Annotated in this window: 16 protein-coding genes; 6 read left to right on the top strand and 10 right to left on the bottom strand. The window is 73.0% G+C overall.

Going from position 1 to position 17,968, the window contains the following annotated elements; all coding sequences use genetic code 11:
• Positions 1-8: 8 nt before the first annotated feature.
• Together RIN46_RS03440 and RIN46_RS03435 are read right to left on the bottom strand one after the other, a co-directional pair.
• Positions 9-1,439: a TRAM domain-containing protein gene (locus RIN46_RS03440; RefSeq protein WP_309079969.1), complete on the bottom strand. Its 1,431-nt coding sequence runs from the start codon at positions 1,437-1,439 to the stop codon at positions 9-11.
• Positions 1,436-3,547, bottom strand: coding sequence for an APC family permease (locus RIN46_RS03435; RefSeq protein WP_309079970.1), 2,112 nt, complete (start codon positions 3,545-3,547; stop codon positions 1,436-1,438). Before RIN46_RS03435 ends, RIN46_RS03440 begins: the two co-directional genes overlap by 4 nt.
• Positions 3,548-3,676: 129 nt before the next feature.
• Here RIN46_RS03435 and RIN46_RS03430 point away from each other — a divergent pair, with 129 nt between their 5' ends.
• Positions 3,677-4,396 (top strand): TrkA family potassium uptake protein, encoded by a 720-nt coding sequence (locus tag RIN46_RS03430; RefSeq protein ID WP_309079971.1) that lies wholly within the window; start codon positions 3,677-3,679, stop codon positions 4,394-4,396.
• Entirely contained in the window at positions 4,393-5,055 is a 663-nt protein-coding gene (locus RIN46_RS03425) for a TrkA family potassium uptake protein (protein WP_309079972.1), read from the top strand. The genes RIN46_RS03430 and RIN46_RS03425 overlap by 4 nt, the downstream gene beginning before the upstream one ends.
• 8 nt (positions 5,056-5,063) lie before the next feature.
• Here the strand turns inward: RIN46_RS03425 and RIN46_RS03420 are convergent, their stop codons facing one another.
• Genes RIN46_RS03420 through dut form a run of 4 tightly spaced genes read right to left on the bottom strand, consistent with a single transcriptional unit; the run spans position 5,064 to position 7,473 of the window.
• Positions 5,064-5,804, bottom strand: coding sequence for a DUF3159 domain-containing protein (locus RIN46_RS03420; protein WP_309079973.1), 741 nt, complete (start codon positions 5,802-5,804; stop codon positions 5,064-5,066).
• A 32-nt stretch (positions 5,805-5,836) separates the two neighbouring features.
• Positions 5,837-6,199, bottom strand: a complete 363-nt coding sequence (locus tag RIN46_RS03415; protein ID WP_309079974.1) for a hypothetical protein — start codon at positions 6,197-6,199, stop codon at positions 5,837-5,839.
• Between the two features lie 9 nt (positions 6,200-6,208).
• Positions 6,209-6,994: a DUF3710 domain-containing protein gene (locus tag RIN46_RS03410; protein WP_309079975.1), complete on the bottom strand. Its 786-nt coding sequence runs from the start codon at positions 6,992-6,994 to the stop codon at positions 6,209-6,211.
• The gene (dut, locus tag RIN46_RS03405) at positions 6,991-7,473 is read right to left on the bottom strand and encodes a dUTP diphosphatase (RefSeq protein WP_309079976.1); all 483 of its coding nucleotides are present in this window, start codon (positions 7,471-7,473) and stop codon (positions 6,991-6,993) included. The genes RIN46_RS03410 and dut overlap by 4 nt, the downstream gene beginning before the upstream one ends.
• A gap of 115 nt (positions 7,474-7,588) precedes the next feature.
• Between dut and RIN46_RS03400 the strand changes: the two genes are divergently transcribed.
• The gene (locus RIN46_RS03400) at positions 7,589-8,068 is read left to right on the top strand and encodes a DUF3093 domain-containing protein (RefSeq protein WP_309079977.1); all 480 of its coding nucleotides are present in this window, start codon (positions 7,589-7,591) and stop codon (positions 8,066-8,068) included.
• Positions 8,069-8,228: 160 nt separating this feature from the next.
• On the opposite strand, the gene RIN46_RS03395 is transcribed toward RIN46_RS03400, so the two are convergent.
• On the bottom strand, positions 8,229-8,528 hold the full coding sequence (locus RIN46_RS03395; protein WP_309079978.1) for a DUF4193 domain-containing protein: 300 nt from the start codon (positions 8,526-8,528) through the stop codon (positions 8,229-8,231).
• 249 nt (positions 8,529-8,777) lie between these two features.
• Between RIN46_RS03395 and sepH the strand changes: the two genes are divergently transcribed.
• Complete coding sequence (gene sepH / locus RIN46_RS03390) at positions 8,778-9,986, top strand: septation protein SepH (protein ID WP_309079979.1); 1,209 nt, start codon at positions 8,778-8,780, stop codon at positions 9,984-9,986.
• A gap of 14 nt (positions 9,987-10,000) precedes the next feature.
• Here sepH and RIN46_RS03385 read toward each other — a convergent pair whose 3' ends face one another.
• From RIN46_RS03385 to RIN46_RS03375, 3 genes are read right to left on the bottom strand one after another with little or no spacing between them, the layout of a single operon-like run.
• Positions 10,001-11,182 (bottom strand): alkaline phosphatase family protein, encoded by a 1,182-nt coding sequence (locus RIN46_RS03385; protein WP_309109435.1) that lies wholly within the window; start codon positions 11,180-11,182, stop codon positions 10,001-10,003.
• Complete coding sequence (locus RIN46_RS03380; RefSeq protein WP_309079981.1) at positions 11,175-11,777, bottom strand: DUF5998 family protein; 603 nt, start codon at positions 11,775-11,777, stop codon at positions 11,175-11,177. The genes RIN46_RS03385 and RIN46_RS03380 overlap by 8 nt, the downstream gene beginning before the upstream one ends.
• Before the next feature lie 49 nt (positions 11,778-11,826).
• Positions 11,827-14,625, bottom strand: coding sequence for a GNAT family N-acetyltransferase (locus RIN46_RS03375; protein ID WP_309079982.1), 2,799 nt, complete (start codon positions 14,623-14,625; stop codon positions 11,827-11,829).
• Between the two features lie 49 nt (positions 14,626-14,674).
• On the opposite strand from RIN46_RS03375, the gene RIN46_RS03370 reads away from it, so the two are divergent.
• Together RIN46_RS03370 and RIN46_RS03365 are read left to right on the top strand one after the other, a co-directional pair.
• Complete coding sequence (locus RIN46_RS03370; protein WP_309079983.1) at positions 14,675-17,395, top strand: DNA topoisomerase (ATP-hydrolyzing); 2,721 nt, start codon at positions 14,675-14,677, stop codon at positions 17,393-17,395.
• A gap of 168 nt (positions 17,396-17,563) precedes the next feature.
• Positions 17,564-17,950 (top strand): BlaI/MecI/CopY family transcriptional regulator, encoded by a 387-nt coding sequence (locus RIN46_RS03365; RefSeq protein WP_309079984.1) that lies wholly within the window; start codon positions 17,564-17,566, stop codon positions 17,948-17,950.
• Positions 17,951-17,968: the final 18 nt, after the last annotated feature.

Raw genomic sequence — 17,968 nt, 5'->3', positions numbered from 1 at the left:
CCGCCGGATCACCGGGCGGCGAAGCGCCCCACGAGCTCGACGTGGTGGGTGTTCGGGTAGAGGTCGAAGGCGCGCAGACCCTCCAGCCGGTAGCCCTCCCGGGCGAGGTAGGCGGTGTCCCGGGCGAAGGACGCCGGGTCGCAGGAGACGTACGCGACCGTGCCCGGCGCGGCGGCCGCGATCTGGCGCACGGCCTCCTTGCCGGCGCCCGCGCGCGGCGGATCGAGGACGACGGCGTCCAGGGCACCGCCGCGGCCGGGGGCGCGTACCCCCGTCCCGGCCCGGGCGCCGGAGACGTCGGCGAGCTCGGGGCGCAGCCTCCGCTCCACCCGCCCCTGCACGATCCGCGCCTGGGCGTGGCCGTGGAGGTTGCGGCGGGCGTCCCGGCTGGTGCCGGGGGCTCCTTCGATCGACAGGACGGTTCCGGTCGGCCCCACGAGTTCGGCGAGAGCGCGCGTGAACAGGCCGGCCCCGGCGTACAGGTCCGCGACCCGGTGCCCGGGCCGCGCGTCGACGATGTCCAGCACCGCCGAGGTGAGCAGCGCGGGCGCGCAGCGGTGGATCTGCCAGAAGCCCTCGCCGGTGACCCGGTACTCGTAGGGCGCTCCGGGCGCGTCGACGTCGACCGTCTCCCGCAGCCAGGTCCGCCCCGAGATGCGCTGCAGGCCGCCGCGGCCGTCCGCCGCGGGCCCGTCGGCCTGCGAGAGCAGGGCCACCGAGACCTCCGGCCCGAGGTCCTGGGCGACCCGCCGGGCCGCGCGCTGTGCGGTGGCCGGTGCCGTGCCCTCGGCGGGGACGAGCAGGACGAGCAGCTGCCCGCCGACGGCCGGCGCCGCGACCTCCACGCGCCCGAACCCGGTCAGGTCCGTGCCCCAGAGGCGGGAGTCCTGGATCCCGGCGGCGGCGAGCGGCATGCCGGAGATCTCCACCAGCCGGTCGGAGCGATGCGCGTGCATGGCCGGGCGGCCCGCCGCGGACACGGCGAACGCCATGCGGGTGCGCCAGCCGAGCCCGTCCGGGTCCTCCCCCGGTGCAGCCTCGACCCCGGCGAATCCGACGGCGGCGGCGTCCACGCCGGCCGCACGGGACAGGTGCTCCACGACGACGTCCGACTTCAGCTCCCGCTGACGCGGCAGGGTTATGTGCCCGAACTCGGCCCCGCCGGCCGGCAGACGTCCGGCGCCGTGGGCGGCGAGCGCGTCGGCCGGGGCCCACACATGCTCCCGGCGGTCGGGCGAGGCCTCCAGCACCTCGACGGCGTCGCCGCGCCAGAAGCGCGCGTCGTCGTCGTACTCCGTCAACCGCACCCGCACCCGCTCACCGGGCAGGGCGTGCCGCACGAAGACCACCCGGCCCTCGTGCCGGGACACGAAGTGCCCGCCGTGGGCGACGGCGCCCACGGACAACTCGACGACGGGGGCTGGGGTCTGCTCGGTCACGGGCGGTCCTTCACGGTGGTGGCGGTTGCGGGGTCCTCGGTGCCGGGGTCCTCGGTGCGGGGCCCCTCGGCCGTCGGCTCGCGGCGGGCACCGGCGGACGGGTCGGCGGCGGCGGGATCCGCGGCGTCGTGCGACTCGGACCCGAAGAGCGCCCGCCCGTGCGTGCGCTCGGAGAGCTGCCAGGGCACCGAGGCGACGACGACGCCGGGCTCGAAGTGCAGCCGAGTCCGCACGCGCAGTGTGGTCTGGTTGTGCACGAGGTGCTCCCACCAACGACCCACCACGTACTCGGGGACGTAGACGACGACGAGGTCGCGGGGGGCGTCGCGCTTGATGCTCTTGATGTAGTCCAGCAGCGGGGAGGCGACCTCGCGGTACGGGGACGCGAGCACGGTCAGGGGCACCGGCACCCGCAGCCGGTCCCAGTCCTCGACGATCCGGTCGGTGCGGTCCTCGTCGACGTCGACGGCGATCGCGTCCAGCTTGGACGGCCGGCTGGCGCGCGCGAAGGAGAGGGCCCGGAGCACCGGCTTCTGCACGCTGGTCACCAGCACGAGCGCATGCACGCGGGCCGGCAGCGCCTTGGTCTCGGAGTCGAAGTCGACGGCCAGCTCGCGGTCCACCTCCTCGTAGTGCCGGTGCAGCGAGTACATGACCAGGTACAGGACCGCGATCCCCAGCAGGGCGAGCCAGGCCCCGTGCACGAACTTGGTGACCAGGACCACGACGAGCACCGCCAGCGAGAGCAGGAAGCCGACGAGGTTCAGCAGGCGGGCCCGGACGATCCGCGCCCGGACCTGGCGGTCCGGGGTCTGGACGAACTTCCGCTTCCAGTGCTTGAGCATGCCGGCCTGACTGAGCGTGAACGCCACGAAGACGCCCACGACGTACATCTGGATCAGGGCGGGCAGGTGCGCGTCGAAGAGCAGGACCAGCACGATGGCCGCGGCAGCGAGCGCGATGATGCCGTTGCTGTAGCCGAGGCGGTCGCCGCGGCGGCGGAGCTGACGCGGCAGGTACCCGTCGGTGGCCAGGTGGGAGGCGAGGAACGGGAAGGACTTGAACGTCGAGACGCCGGCCGTCCAGAGGACCCAGATGGTCACCAGCAGGATCAGCACGGCGCCCAGGCTGCCCGGGCCGAACACGGCCGAGGCGAGCTGGCCGAGCACCGGCGCCTGGAAGTAGTCCGCCGGGATGGGGCCGCCGTCGAGCCGGAGGTACCGCTGCGGCTCCTCCACCATGCGCACGTGCGTCGCCTCCGCGAGGAAGAGCGTCCCGAGGGTCAGGACCGCGGCAACGGCACCGAGCCAGACGAGGATCGCTCCGGCGTTCCTGGCCCGCGGGGCGCGGAGTTGCTGGACGTTGCTGGTGGGCGCCTCGATGCCGGTCAGCGCCGCCGAGCCGGTGGAGAACGCGCGGAGCAGCAGCAGGGCGCCGAAGAACCCGGTGAGGCCGCCTTCGAACCCCGCCTCCGGGACGATGGTGAAGTCCGCACTCGGGGCCTGCCCCAGCCGGCCGGTCGCCGCCAGGATGGAGCCGGTGGCGAGCATGACGAGGACCGCGCCGACGAAGAGGTAGGTGGGCAGCACCTGGACCAGGCGCGAGCGCCCGAAGCCGCGCAGGCCGACGAACGCGAGGAGCACCACGCCCCAGGCGGCGATCTCGGCCCGGTGCCCCTGCAGCCCGGGGAACACGGCGACGAGGTAGTGGGCCGCCGAGGACATGGAGACGGCCACCGTGAGGACGAAGTCGATCAGGAGGGCTGCCGCCGCCGTCGTGCCGGCCCTGGGCCCCAGATTGGTGCTGGCGATGACGTAGTCTCCGCCGCCGCCCGGATAGGCGCGGACCGACTGGCGGTAGGACGCGATGATGACGAACATCACGGCCATCACGGCCAGGCCGATGTAGGGGGAGAAGTGAATCGCGCTCAGACCCGCGATGGCGAGGGTCAGCAGGATCTCGTCCGGGGCGTAGGCGACGGAGGACAGGGCATTCGAGCTCAGCTTGCCGAGAGCCACCCACCGGCCGAGCGGCGCCATCTTGAGGCTCTCCGTCTGCATGGGACGGCCGACGAGAACCCGCTTGAGCGCTTCCAGGAACGTCAACACCTCGTCAAAGGTAGTCCCTCCCCCGCCCGGTGTCATGCCGTCCGCGGCGGCGCCGGCGCGGAGGCCGTGAAAGACTGGATCCGAGACGGCGGCCGAGGTGGCCGCGCACTACGGACGCGGAGGACGTCGATGCCGCATTTCGTCATCATGGGGGCCGGACGCGTGGGCGTCATGCTGGCCCACACCCTCGACGAGGCCGGCCACACGGTGGCCATCATCGATCAGGACGAGCACGCCTTCCGACGGCTCGCCAGCCGGTACGGCGGCAGGACCGTCACCGGCGTCGGGTTCGACCGGGACACGCTGGAGCAGGCCGGCATCAAGGACGCGTACGCGTTCGCCGCGGTGTCCAGCGGCGACAACTCGAACATCCTCGCGACCCGCGTCGCCCGGGAGACCTACAACGTGCCGCACGTCGTGGCCCGCATCTACGATCCGGGGCGTGCCGAGATCTACCAGCGCCTCGGCATCCCCACGGTGGCGGCCGTCCGGTGGAGCGCTGACCAGGTGCTGCGCCGGATCCTGCCGGAGACCGGGGTCCAGGGCGACTTCCGCGAGGCCTCGGGCCGGCTGGTCCTCGGCGAGATCGACGTGCACCGCCAGTGGTACGGGCGGCTCGTCACGGACATCGAGTCCGCCTCCGGCGTCCGGGTGGCCTACCTGACGCGGTTCGGGCAGGGCATCCTCCCCACGTCCGGGACCCGCCTCCAGGACGGAGACATCCTCCACGCCATGATGCCCGTGGACGCGACCGGGGAGGTCGACCGCGTGCTCTCGAAGCCGCCGGCGAAGGCGGCAGCAGCGGCCGAGGGGAACATCGACGAGACGAGCACGGAGGAGCAGGCATGAAGGTCGTCATCGCCGGGGCCGGCAGTGTGGGCGCGTCCATCGCCCGGGAGCTCGTCTCGCACGGGCACGACGTCCTGCTCATCGACGAGAAGCCCGAGTCGCGCGCCCGGAGCGAGCTCGTCGGCGTCGAGTGGTTCTTCGGCGACGCATGCGAGCTGACCACCCTGCAGGAGGCCGGGCTCGGCGACGCCGACGTGGTGGTCTCGGCGACCGGCGACGACAAGGTGAACCTGGTGGTATCGCTGCTCGCCAAGAGCGAGTTCGGGATCCGCCGCACCGTCGGCCGGGTCAACAACCCGAAGAACGACTGGATGTTCGACGACTCGTGGGGCGTCGACGTCGCGGTGAACACGCCGCGCCTGATGACGGCCCTCGTCGAGGAGGCGGTGGAGATCGGCGACGTCGTCCGGCTCCTGACCCTGCGCACCGGGGAGACCTCGATGGTCGAGTTCACGATGCCGCAGGACTCGCCGCTGGTGGGGCGGACCCTCGGGTCGCTGCGCCTGCCCGAGGAGTGCGCCGTGGTGGCGCTGCTGCGCGACGAGAGCCCCCTGATCCCCAGCCCCGACGACGTGCTCGAGGGCGGCGACGAGGTCTTCTTCATCACCGCGATCTCGGCGGAGCCGGAACTGCGCCGGTCCCTGCGCAGCGGCGAGTAGCGCCGGGGCTACGCGGGCTCGGCGCGGCGCACGGGACGCGAGACCGTCCAGGCGAGCCAGAGGCCCATGGCGTAGAGCGGGACTCCCATGATGAGGCGAGCCGATCCGAGCGCGGTGAGCGCGCCGGCGTCGGACTCCGCGGCGACATAGAGCGGGATCTGCACGAGCATGCGGGCCGCGAAGACGGCCACGATCGTCCACGTGGCGGCGGCGTAGCGCCGCAGGCGGGCCCGGTCCTGCCGCCACCCCGTGCCCTCTCCGCGGAGGTAGCCGAAGACGACGCCCATCAGCGGCCAGCGCAGCAGGATGGAGAGGACCAGCGCGGCGCCGTAGACGGCGTTGGTGATGAACCCCGGCACGTAGTAGCCGCGCGCCTCACCGGTGGTCCCGGAGAACAGGGCGCAGACCACGACGCCGACGAGCCCCGCGAGGGCCTGCGTGAGCGCCTGGCGCTGGACGAGGCGGAGCGCCGTGAACACGGCCGCCGAGGCGAGAGCGGCCACCAGGGCCGGGACGAGTTCCTGCCAGACGGTGAAGACCACGATGAAGACGGAGCCGGGCACGAGGGCCTCGGCCAGGCCCCGCCAGCCGCCGATGGTGGCGAGCACGTCGACCTCGCCGTTGTCCTTGTGCCGGACCGCCGAGCTCTCGGCGACCTGGCGCGCGACCGACTCGGCGGCCGACTTGGCACGCCGCCGGCGATCCTCCGGCTGCTCCGGCTGCTCCGGATCGTAGGGTGTCGACTGCACGTCGCTCGCCTCCTGCTGGTGGTGCGCGCGGCTCACGCGGAGCGCTCGGTCCCGGCGAGCTCGCGGTGCGAGGCCAGGATCTCGTAGTGGGGGTCGTACATGGTCGGGACGCCCCTGACCGTGGAGACGGCGCCGCGGACGCGCACCCACGCGCCGGGAACAATCCCCGGCACGCGGGACCGGCCGTGCCAGAGGAGCTCGATCCGGGGAGCAGCGGCACGGCGGCCGCCGGGGGCGGCCGGCCGGTCGACGAGGCTCGCCTGGAAGCGCGGGGCCCCGGCGGCAGGCGTGTAGCGGACGAACTCGACGAAGCCGCCGGTGGTCAGGCGGCCGCGCTCGGGCAGATCGGCGATCGTCACGAACCCGGGTCCCGAGGGCTGGCTGGGGGCGGGCACGCCGGGCCCCTAGCCGATCTGCGTGGTCTCGGGGCCGCGCTCCGGCGGCTCGGGACGGTCGCCCGTCCCGCCAGCGGTCCCTGCGGCTCCGGTCCCGGCGTCGGCGGCTGCGCCCTCCGCCGGGTGGCGCGCCACGGCGCCCTCGGGCACCTTCAGCGGCAACAGCTCCGAGGGCGGCATGGGCTGGTCCCCGCGGACGACGACGGCGCGGGCCATGATCTCCTCGAGGGCCTGGGCCTTCGAGCGGTCCAGGGCCGCGGGGCCGCCGATGACGCCGCGCAGGAACCAGCGTCCGCCGTCGTACCCGAGGAAGCGGGCGACCATGAAACCGGCGGTGCCGTCCGGGCGCTTGGCGGGCACGCGCGCGACGAGCTCCTCGCCGAAGCGGCCGGTGACCTTGTCCACCCGGCCGCCCTGCTTCTCGATGCTGGCCGTGATCTGCTGCTGGATCCCGGGCCACAGCTGCTCGGACTTGGGTGCGGCGAACGTCTGCAGCTGCAGGCGCGAGCCGTCCAGCTCCAGGGCGACCGCGATGACGCGCTTCGTCTTGTCCTCGACCTCGAGGCGCAGCTGCATGCCCTCGACCGGCTCGATCAGCAGGGAGCCGAGATCGACGTATCCCTCGCGGGCGGTGAAGTCGTCGCCGTCGAACGGGCCGGAGAGGCCCGGGGCCGCGCCCGGCGTGCCGGCGTCCTGCCGGGGCTCCTGCTCGGCGCCGTCGCCGGTCCCGTGCTCGAGGTCGTTCGCGCCCGCGTCCTGGGCACGGTCGGCGGGCTTCCTGCGTTTGAAGATCATGCCTCTCCTCGGGTTGCGGCGGCGAAGCCCCCGGTGGAGCCGAAGCCGCCGGCGCCGCGCGCGGAATCGGGCAGCTCGGCGACGGGCACGAAGCGCGCCGTCTCCACGCGCTGGATGACCATCTGCGCGATCCGGTCGCCGCGGCGGAGCCGGATGGCCTCGCACCGGTCGGTGTTGAGCAGCGTCACGGAGATCTCACCGCGGTATCCGGCGTCCACGGTCCCGGGCGCATTGACGATCGTCAGCCCGTGCTTCGTGGCCAGTCCCGAGCGGGGGTGGATCAGCGCGACCGTGCCGGCGGGCAGAGCGAGGGACACCCCCGTGGGGACGAGGCACCGCTCGCCGGGCTCGAGGGTCACGTCGACGCGCGCACGCAGGTCGGCGCCGGCGTCGCCGGGGTGGGCGTACGACGGCGGCTCGATGCCCTCGTCGAGCATCTTCAGTTCGACGTCGCAAGTAGTGGTCTGTTCGGCGGTCATGACCGCGCTGCTCCTGCCGTTCGGCTGGTTCGGGGACTCATCTCACTCTAGCCACTTTCGCCGGAGCCCTGAACTCCGGCGTGCCCCGTGCCGCGGTGAACCTAGACTGGATCCCATGGCAGAAACCTCTCACTCCCCCGCCGCCGGCGTCCTCTACCGCGAATATCTCTGGCCCGCCTGGTGGATCTGGCTCATCGTCCTGGGCACCGGCTTCGCGGGGTATGCGATGCTCGCGCCGATCGGGGTCGGGGTCGGCGTGACCGCCGGCATCGCCGTGGCGGCCCTGGTCACGGTGGCTGTCCTGAACCACACGCTGTCATCGGGGCGGATCGAGGTGACGCCGGAGTGGCTGCGCGTCGGGAGGGCGAGGATCGAGCGCGAGCACATCGGCGACGTCGCAGCGTACCGCGGCGAGGACGCCACCCAGCAGCGCGGCCCCGCGCTCAACGGCACGGCCTTCATGTGCTTCCGCGGCTGGATCGACCCGGTGGTCACCATCGAGGTCACCGACCCGGCGGACGCGACCCCCTATTGGATCACCAGCACGCGGCGGCCCGAGGAGCTCGCGGCGGTCCTGACCGGGGCCAGCGCCTAGCGACCGGTGCCCCGCACCGGACCGCCGGCGCAGGCCCCCGCCCGCAGCAGGGACCGGCGACCGCACGCAGGACGACGGCGGCTCCCCGCCGGACCCTCTCGGATCCGGCGGGGAGCCGCCGTCGTTCACCGCTGGCCGTGCGTGATGCGGGGCGGGATGATCAGCCTTCGCAGTCCTTGCAGTACAGCAGGCCGTCGCGCTGGACGGCGACCTGGGAGCGGTGCCGCACCAGGAAGCAGGAGTTGCAGGTGAACTCGTCGGACTGGGCCGGGAGGACGCGGACCATCAGCTCCTCGCCGGAGAGGTCGGCGCCGGGCAGTTCGTAGCTGTCAGCGGTCTCGGCCTCGTCCTCGTCGACGACGGCGGACTGCTTGTCGGAGCGGCGGTTCTTCAGCTCCTCGATCGAGTCCTCGCTGAGTTCATCTTCGTTCTTGCGCGGCGCGTCGTAATCGGTCGCCATGGTCTATGAATCACGCTCCGGTGCTAGCTGCTGTAGACGTTGTGCTCTCGGGTTGTCACCCTGATGACGCACAGATTGTTCACCATCGGCCCCGAAAACGCCAATCTTTCGCGGACAGCGATTCCGACGGATGGAAGAACCCGTGCACGGCCGGTCCGGCCGGCCGCGCCACACCCGCGCAAATCACGGGTTTGCCGGGCCTGCGATGGCAGAGTTTGCACCAGGAAATCGACGGTGTGGAGGAATGGAATGCAGCAGCTCCGACTGGTGGGCGTCCACGACGACGGCAGCCACGTGTTACTCGCTTCCGAGGGCGAGACCTTTCAACTGGCGATCGACGACGCGCTCCGTCAGGCCGTGACCCGTCCGTCCGCCCGCCCCGGCGGCGACCAGGCCGCCGACCCTTCCGCGGCCTCCCGGACACTCTCCCCCCGGGAGATCCAGGCCCGCATCCGCTCCGGCGCCTCCGCCGACGAGCTGGTCCGCGAGTCCGGGCTGCCGCTGGAGAACATCATGCGGTATGCGAGCCCGGTGCTCGCCGAGCGCGAGTACATGGCGCAGCAGGCTCAGCGGGTCGAGGTGTCCGGGCCCCAGGGGCACGACGCCTACCGTTCGGCGTTCGGCGACGAGCCCGCCAATCTGGCCGAGATGGTCCGCGTCCGGCTCGAGGGCTTCGGCGTGGACGTGGAGACGCTCGCCTGGGATGCCGCTCGCCGCTCCGACGGCGCGTGGAACGTCACCGCGGAGTTCGCCTCGCCCTCCGATGCCGACCGGCTCTCGATCGGCGATGAGCCGGTTGCCCGCTGGATCTTCCATCCCTCCCGCAAACTCCTCCAGAACAGCAACCGCTGGGCGCAGGTGCTCTCCGAGCTGGAGCCGCTCGACTCGCCGTTCGCCGGCCGCCGGCTGACCGCCGTCGCGGACCACCCGTTCGACGTCGAGGCCGCCGAGGACGAGGAGAAGCCGGCATCGCCGGCCGACGAGACGCAGGAGTCCCGCGCCCAGGACGAGTTCCTCGAGATCCTCCGCGCTCGTCGCGGCCAGCGCCTCGGCGAGGACGAGGACGGCGACGATGAGCTGGCGCTCATGCTCAGCCAGGGCGTGCCGGCAGCCCATCCGCGCGACGAGGACTTCGCGGACGAGGCCGAGGCCCGGCGGCTCGGCTTCGCCGAGGAGGACCAGGAGCTGCCGCACCTGCACGACGGCGTGAGCACCGAGACGTCCGACGTCACCGTGGTCCCGAACCTCCGGACGCTCCGCTTCGCCGCGCGCGAGGACGACGCGTCGGCGGATTCGCCCTCGGCCGGGCGCAAGCTGCCCACCGGTCGCAACCGCGCCGGCGAGGACGAGCGGAACGCGGCCGGCGCGCAGGACGACCCGCAGGGAAAGCGGCAGAAGCCCAAGCGGTCCTCCGTGCCCAGCTGGGACGAGATCGTCTTCGGCAAGAAGCAGGACTAGTACCGCTCCGGCCCCTACTTCACCGGCCGGGCCAGCGTCAGCAGCGGGACCTCCCGTTCGGCGCGGGTGAGGCTGCCGTGCTGCCCCACCATGTCGAAGGCGTGGGGGGCCACCCGCCGACCGTCGTAGAGCGCCAGGTCCGTCTCACGCGGCAGCACCAGGACGTCGCCGAGCCGCTCCGCGACCCCGCCCCGGAGGTCCTCGGGCGCGCCGAGGAATCCGGCCGCGATCGCGGCCTCACGGCGCAGCACCCACACCCGGCGGCCGAACTCGCGCCGCCAGGCCTCGGCTACTCGGTCCGCCCCGGCGCTGTCCCCGGGGGCGACGTGCAGCTGGACCGCGCGCGGTTCGCCCGCGGTCAGCTCGACTCCCGCCACCAGTTCCGGCACGAGCGAGTAGTCGAGGCGCTGCTCCCGCGGGACGTCCACCATGCCGTGGTCGGCCGTGAGGAGGACCAGGGTCCCCGCGGGCAGGCGCTTCACGAGCGTCCGCAGGGCGAAGTCGATGTCCTCTAGCTGGTCGCGCCAGCGGCCCGAGTCGGACCCGTGGCGGTGCCCCGTCTTGTCCAGCTCGTTGAGGTAGAGGTAGACGAGGGCCCGCTCGTGACCGGCCAGCTGCCGCTGGGCGGCCTGGACGCGCGCCTGGATGGTCTTCGCCCCCACGAACGTCCCGCCGCGCAGCGCGGCGCGCGTGAGCTGGGAGTCCGCGAACTCGGGCAGGCTGACCGTGGCGACGTGCACGCTCCCGGCGGCCCGCTCGAGCACGGTGGGCACCGGCTGCCAGGCGACGGCGTCGAGGTCCGACGGCCAGTTGCCGAGCTGGTTCACCACCCGGCGCCGGGCCGGGTCGACGACGTCGTACCCGACGATGCCGTGCTCCGCCGGGGCGGTGCCCGTCCCGAAGGAGGCCAGCGAGGCGGCCGTCGTCGTCGGGAACGCGGCGTCGAGCGTGCGATTGGTGCCCAGCACCGAGCGCAGGAAGGGCGCGTGGCCCGAGGATGCCTTCAGCAGGCCGAGTCCGAGCCCGTCCACCATGACGACGCAGACCCTCCGGGCCCGCGGTACGCCCAGGGAGTTCTCGAAGCCGGCGATGCCGAGCGCGGCGGCGGCGCTGGGCAGCACGTGGCGGACGTGCGCGCCGGCGTAGCGCGGCAACGGCGGCAGCTCGGTCCCCGTCATGGCGGCCGGTTCAGGCACGCCCGGCCAGCGCCGCCCCGGTGTGCAGCCGGCGCAGGGTCCGTGCGAAGCGGCGCGCGTTCTCGACGGCCAGCGGTCCGTCCGCCTCGGCGCTGATCCGCAGGACCAGGTCCTCGCTCTGGAGGTTCCCGGTGTATCCGTGGTCCGCGTCGCAGTGCTGGTCCTGGCATCCGGCGGGGACCAGGTCGGCGCGCAGGCTCCCCGTCCAGGCGATGGCCAGCGTGAGCTCGCGCGCCTGGTCGCCCCGGCGGTACTCGTGCGGCTGACGGAAGACCGAGTTGAGCATGACCGTCCCGAGCCGGACCAGCGGGACGGTCTCCGTGGAGGCCTGGGCCATGACGTGCTGGCCGTGCTCGTCCAGCTGCTGGTCGTCCACGTGGACGATGACCAGGAAGTCCCGGGTCACCACCAGGCCGGTGACGTGGCGGTGCACCTCGTCCTGGTCGAAGTGCGTCTCCACGTGGATGAAGTGGTCCTGCGGCTCCGCGCCGTCGAGCCCGTCGACGATGACGTCCTCCACGAGGTGCGGGTAGAAGCCGGAACGGGTCAGGTCGTCGCGCAGGGCGCTCAACGCGTCGGGGGTGCGGGAGAACATGGGCTCCAGTCTATCGAGAGTGCCGCCGATCGGGGACGGGCCGTCCGCGTCAGGACATGGCGCGGCGGGCGCTGTCCGTCCGCTCGGCCGGATTGCCGACGCGGACGTCGACGGAGAGCACGGTCAGCCCGTGCTCGGCGACCAGGACCGGGTTGGCCTCGAGGAGCGCGATCTCGGGGTGGTTGTCCTTCAGCGTCGCGACCCGGTTGAGCAAGTCCTCCAGGGCACCGACGTCCGCGGCCGGCAGCCCCTGATAGCCGAACAGGCGGCGGGAGGCGCGGGGCGCGCGCACGAGCTCCGCCAGCTCGGTGCTGCTCAGCGGCGGGATGCCGTGCGCCCAGTCGTCGAGCAGGCTCACGGCGTCCCCTGCGAGCCCGTAGGACACCAGGGGGCCGAGGAGGGGATCCTCGAGGGCGCGGACCACGCAGCCCTGACCGGACGGGGCCATGGCCTGCAGTTCGAGGCCGACGGCGCCGTAGGGCTCCAGGACCCTGCGCATGTCGCGGATGTTGCCGCGCAGGCTCGGCTCGTCGTAGATGTTCAGGCGGACGCCGCCGAGGTCCAGCCGGTGGCGCAGGTTCTCGTCGGTGGTCTTCAGCGCCACGGGGTAGCCCACGCGTCCCGCCGCGGCCGCGGCCTCCTCCTCGGTCTCGAACGGCACCGAGGGCAGGACGTCGATGCCGTAGCACGACAGGAGCTCCGAGGCCTCGGTCGGGTCGAGCCGGATCAGCTCCGTGTCGGTCACGCGGGTCAGGTACCCGGCGAGCCGCCGTTCCGCCCCGTCGACGTCGATCCCACTCGGTGCCGCGACCTCGCCGAAGTCCCGCTCCCGCCAGCGGACGTAGTCGACCACCTGGCCCAGCGCGTGAGCGGCGTCCCCGGGGCTCGAGAAATAGGGCAGGGCCGGCTGCAGGGCGGGCCCGTCGGCCCCCTGGGGCCCCACCGCGGCCCCGCTCCCCCGGTCGTCGTCGGCCCGTGGGGTCCTGCCCTGCGCCGTCGACCGCGGCGCCGGCGAGCCGCGCTCCTGCACGGCCGGGTCGTGGACTCCCTGCGCCGGCGCGGCGTTCCCGGGCTGCCCCGCAAAGCACGCGACGACGGGCTTGCCGGCCCGGCGGCCGGTCTCGAGCAGGGCCGTGGCGGGCGCCGCCAGCGAGAGGCCGCGCACCGGCAGCAGGGCGACGACGGCGGCGTCGACCCGCTCGTCGGCGAGCGCCGCCCCCACCGCGGCGGACAGGCGGGGCAGCGCCCGGGACTGGCCGTCGTCGAGCTCGAGGTCCCCGCGGAGGAGGACGGGCTCGAGGCGGGCCTGCGCGGCGGTGTCCGCGACGATGCCGGCCAGCGCGGCCGAGTTGCAGACGACGGCGATGCGGGGCCCGGCCGGCAGCGGCTGGGTCGCGACGAGCTGGGCGACGTCCATCAGCTCCTCGTTGGTCCGCACCCGGATCACACCGGATTGCCGGAGCATCGCGTCCACGGCGCCCAGGGGCGCCTGCGTGGTGCGGACGGTGTGCCCCGGTGGCAGGCGCAGGCCCATGTAGTCGCTCTTGCCGACGATGACCGGCTTGCTGCGGGCCAGCCGCCGGGCGATGCGCGAGAACTTGCGCGGGTTGCCGAAGCTCTCGAGGAAGAGCCCGACGGCGCTCGTGGCCGGATCGTCCTCCCAGAACTGCATGGCGTCGTTGCCGGAGACGTCGGCCCGGTTCCCGGCGGACACGATGCTGGAGACGCCCAGGCCCCGCCGGCTCGCGGCGGAGAACATGACGATGCCCATCGCGGCGGACTGCGAGAACAGGCCGAGCGCGCCCCGCCGCGGCATGCCGGGGGCCACGGACGCGTTCAGCCTCACCTGCCCGTCGGTGTTGACCAGGCCCAGGGACGCCGGGCCGACGAGGCGCATGCCGTGGCTCCGCGCCAGTCGGACGAGCTCGCGCTGCCGCGCGGTGGCGGCGGGGTCCCGGTCGAACCCGCCGGTGACCACGAGCAGCCCCTTGACGCCCTTCGCGGCGCAGTCGGCGACGACGTCGAGCAGCGCGTCCTCGGGAACCGCGACCACGGCGAGGTCCACCCCGCCCGGGACCTCGGCGAGCGTGCCGTAGGCGATCCGCCCACCGAGCTCCAGGGCGTCCGGGTTCACCGCATAGACGGGGCCGGCGAAGCCGCCGTCGGTGAGGTTCTCCAGGAGGGTGTGCCCCACGGAGCCCCATTCGCGGCTCGCGCCGATCACGGCCACGGACGCCGGCGCCAGCAGGCCGGCGACGCTCCGTGCCTCGGCGCGGTGCTCGCGCGCCTCCATGACGGCGCGGGACCGCTCGGTCGGGTCGATCGGGAACTCCAGCATGACGACGCCGTCGTCGAATCGACGCGCCACCTCATAGCCGGCTTCGGCGAAGACCGCGAGCATCCTGCGGTTCTCCGGGAGGACCTCCGCGCTGAAGCGCGCGATGCCATTCTCTCGCGCGGCGGCCGCGAGGTGCTCGAGGAGGATGGAGCCGACGCCGCGGCCCTGGGCCTCGTCGGCGATGTTGAACGCGACCTCGGCCTCGACGGGGTCGTCGAGTCGGTCGTACCGTCCCACCCCGATGATGCGGCCGCCGCGCAGGACGATGAACGCGACCCGGTCGCGGTGGTCGACACGGGTGAACCGCTCGAGCTCGCGCGGCGTCAGCTCGGATTTGTAGGTGAAGAAGCGCAGGTAGACGGACGTCTCGGACTGGGTCCCGTGGAAGCGCTGCAGCTCGGCGGCATCGCCGGGCCCGATCGGCCGCAGGTGGGCCGTGGTACCGTCCCGCAGGACGACATCGGCCTCCCAGTGGTCCGGATATTCGGCACTTCGGCTCGTCTCCGCCATAGGCTTAGCCTACGTCCCAGCCCGCCGACCCAAGGGGAACCGCTCACCAATGCCGCGTCGACAGAGTTCGATCCTGGACGAGGACTTCACCGAGAACATCGTCGACATCGATGTCACGAGCGAGATGGAGGAGTCCTTCCTCGAGTACGCGTACTCCGTCATCTACTCCCGGGCGCTCCCGGACGCCCGCGACGGGCTGAAGCCGGTCCAGCGCCGCATCCTCTACATGATGACGCAGATGGGGCTGCGGCCGGACAAGGGCCACGTCAAGAGCGCCCGCGTGGTCGGCGAGGTCATGGGCAAGCTCCACCCGCACGGCGACGGCGCCATCTACGACGCGATGGTGCGCCTGGCCCAGTCGTGGGCGATGCGCCTGCCCCTGGTGGACGGGCACGGCAACTTCGGCTCGCTCGACGACGGCCCCGCCGCCGCCCGCTACACGGAGGCGCGGATGGCCGCGCCGGCGCTCGCGATGACGGACAGCCTCGACGAGGACGTCGTCGACTTCGTCCCCAACTACGACAACCAGCTCCAGCAGCCGGACGTGCTGCCCGCCGCGTTCCCGAACCTGTTGGTCAACGGCACGACCGGCATCGCGGTCGGTATGGCGACCAACATGGCGCCGCACAACCTCGGCGAGGTCATCGCGGCCGCCCGCCACCTGATCGAGCACCCCGAGGCCGACCTCGACGCCCTGATGAAGTTCGTCCCCGGGCCGGACCTGCCCGGCGGCGGCACGATCGTCGGGCTCGACGGCGTCCGGGACGCCTACCGGAGCGGGCGCGGCTCGTTCAAGACCCGGGCCAAGGTCGCCCTCGAGCAGATCTCCGCCCGCAAGCAGGGCCTCGTCATCACCGAGCTGCCCTACATGGTGGGGCCGGAGAAGGTCATCGAGAAGATCAAGGACGCGGTGACGTCCAAGAAGCTCTCGGGCATCTCCGACGTCGTCGACCTCACCGACCGCAAGCACGGGCTGCGCCTCGTGGTCGAGCTGAAGAACGGCTTCAACCCGAACGCGGTCCTGCAGCAGCTCTACCGGCTGACGCCGATGGAGGACTCGTTCGGCATCAACAACGTCGCACTCGTCGACGGCCAGCCCCGGACCATGGGGCTCGTCGAGCTCCTGCAGGTCTACGTCGACCACCGGATCGACGTCGTCCGCCGCCGCACGGCGTACCGGCTGGGCCGGAAGCGCGACCGCCTCCACCTGGTCGAGGGTTTGATCATCGCGATCCTGGACATCGACGAGGTCATCCAGATCATCCGCACCTCGGACGAGACGGCGGCGGCCCGCGAGCGCCTGATGAAGATCTACGACCTCTCCGAGGTGCAGGCCAACCACATCCTCGAGCTGCGGCTGCGCCAGCTGACGAAGTACTCGCAGGTCGAGCTGGAGGCCGAGCGCGACGAGCTCAAGCGGTCGATCGACGAGCTGCAGGCGATCCTGGACTCCGAGCAGCGCCTGCGGGACACGGTCTCGGCGGAGCTCGCCGCCGTCGGCGACCAGTTCGCGCAGCCACGCCGGACGGTCCTGCTCGAGAAGGACGACGGCAAGCCGCTCAAGGGCAGCGCACTGCCCTCCGCCGAGCCGGCCGCCAAGGGCGCGAAGGCGGCGATGCCGCTCGAGATCGCCAACGATCCGTGCTTCGTGCTGCTCTCCGCGACCGGCCAGCTGGGCCGCACCGCGGACCGCACACCCCTCGACCACGGCGGCGCCCGGGGCAAGCACGACGTCGTGCAGTCCAGTGTCGCGGCCACGGCGCGCGGCGAGGTCGGGGCCCTGACGAGCTCCGGCCGGCTGATCCGCCTCCAGGTGGTCGACATGCCTGTGCTCCCGCCCGGTCCCGGCCTCCCGGCCCTGGCCCAGGGCGTGAAGGTCGGCGAGTTCGTCCAGCTCGCGCCGAAGGAGACCGTGGTGGCGCTGGTTCCCATGAACGAGGTCTTCGCCCTCGGCACCCGCAACGGCGTGGTCAAACGCGTCACACCGGACTACCCGCTGAACCGGGACGACTTCGAGGCCGTCACGCTCAAGCAGGGCGATGCGGTGGTCGGCGCCGCGCCCGCCAGCGACCAGGCGGAGCTCGTCTTCGTGACCGCCAGAGCGCAGCTGCTCCGCTTCCCGGCCGCGGCCGTGCGGCCACAAGGGCGCACGGCGGGCGGCATGGCCGGCATCAAGCTCGGCGACGGCGACCAGGCGGTCTTCTTCGGGGTCTGCGCCCCGGAGGACCCGGACGCCGTCGTCGTCACCATCGCCACCGGCGACGACGTCCTGCCCGGCACCGAGGCCGGCACGGTCAAGGTCACGGAGCTGGCCGAGTTCCCGGTCAAAGGCCGCGCGACGGCCGGCGTCCGCGCCCACCGCTTCCTCAAGGGCGAGGACCGGTTGATGCTCGCCTTCGCGGGCCGCGGGCCGGCCCGCGCGTCCTCGCAGGCGGGGGTCGCGCGGTCCCTACCGGTCGAGTTCGGGCGCCGCGACGGGTCCGGGGCGCCGCTGGCGCAGCGCGTCGATCTGCTCGGCGGATCGCTCGGTGCCGCGGGGATCACCGGCAGCCCGTCCGGGGGCCAGACCGCCGCGGCCGATGCCGCCACGGATTCCACAGCGCCCCCCAGCGCTCCGTCGAGTGCCGCAGGCTCGCCGTCGCCGGCCGCGGCTGCGGCGTCGGGGATGCCCGAGGGCCTGCCGGCCCCCGAGCCGGCGCGCGCCCCGCTCTCCGCTCCCGTGCAGGACTCCATCCCCTTCGGGGACCCGGGCGTGGTCGACGTCGATTGAGCTCGCCGCGGAGCGCTGGAGCCCGGCTGATGGTTTCCTGCGGATCGACCCCAGGTTTCTACTGCGTGTAGAAACTTGGCTTGCGAAGCGGTAAATTGGTCTCTGCAGCGGTCCGGGTGCACGCCCGTGCCGCCTGTACCGCTTTCACCACATGGAGGACAACACACAGTGGCCACACTCGGCGACCTCGAACGCGCAGTCATGGATCTGCTCTGGGACAGCCCGGACGCGCAGACCGCCAACGGCCTGCGTGACGCGCTGGCCGAATCCGCCAGCGCCGACGGCAAGGAGCTGGCGGTAACGACTGTGCTCACGGTGCTGGCCCGGCTGGAGAAGAAGAACCTGGTCAGCCGTGAACGCGACACACGGCCGCATCGCTACCGCGCGGTCATGACCCGCGAGGAGCACACGGTCGAGCTGATGAACGACGCGCTCGGGACCGTCATGGACCGCGAGGCGGTCCTCGCCCGCTTCATCGGCGGCATCTCCGACGACGAGGCCGCCGCCCTGCGCCGGCTCCTCGACGGCGACCCCGCCGACGAGCAGCCCGCCTGACCGCCCCGGCCGCGGCGC

Origin of the sequence: Zhihengliuella sp., assembly GCF_031178195.1 — a bacterium.
GTDB lineage: Bacteria > Actinomycetota > Actinomycetes > Actinomycetales > Micrococcaceae > Zhihengliuella.
The sequence above is the reverse complement of the archived record's forward strand: the minus strand, read 5'-3'. Positions and strand labels throughout refer to the sequence as shown.

What these genes read in the sequence shown, in the direction of transcription:
- RIN46_RS03430 (WP_309079971.1), top strand. Translation starts at nt 3,677, where the DNA reads ATGCCGCATTTCGTCATCATGGGGGCCGGACGCGTGGGCGTCATGCTG.
- RIN46_RS03425 (WP_309079972.1), top strand. Translation starts at nt 4,393, where the DNA reads ATGAAGGTCGTCATCGCCGGGGCCGGCAGTGTGGGCGCGTCCATCGCC.
- RIN46_RS03410 (WP_309079975.1), bottom strand. Translation starts at nt 6,994, where the DNA reads ATGATCTTCAAACGCAGGAAGCCCGCCGACCGTGCCCAGGACGCGGGC.
- dut (WP_309079976.1), bottom strand. Translation starts at nt 7,473, where the DNA reads ATGACCGCCGAACAGACCACTACTTGCGACGTCGAACTGAAGATGCTC.
- RIN46_RS03400 (WP_309079977.1), top strand. Translation starts at nt 7,589, where the DNA reads ATGGCAGAAACCTCTCACTCCCCCGCCGCCGGCGTCCTCTACCGCGAA.
- RIN46_RS03395 (WP_309079978.1), bottom strand. Translation starts at nt 8,528, where the DNA reads ATGGCGACCGATTACGACGCGCCGCGCAAGAACGAAGATGAACTCAGC.
- sepH (WP_309079979.1), top strand. Translation starts at nt 8,778, where the DNA reads ATGCAGCAGCTCCGACTGGTGGGCGTCCACGACGACGGCAGCCACGTG.
- RIN46_RS03380 (WP_309079981.1), bottom strand. Translation starts at nt 11,777, where the DNA reads ATGTTCTCCCGCACCCCCGACGCGTTGAGCGCCCTGCGCGACGACCTG.
- RIN46_RS03375 (WP_309079982.1), bottom strand. Translation starts at nt 14,625, where the DNA reads ATGGCGGAGACGAGCCGAAGTGCCGAATATCCGGACCACTGGGAGGCC.
- RIN46_RS03370 (WP_309079983.1), top strand. Translation starts at nt 14,675, where the DNA reads ATGCCGCGTCGACAGAGTTCGATCCTGGACGAGGACTTCACCGAGAAC.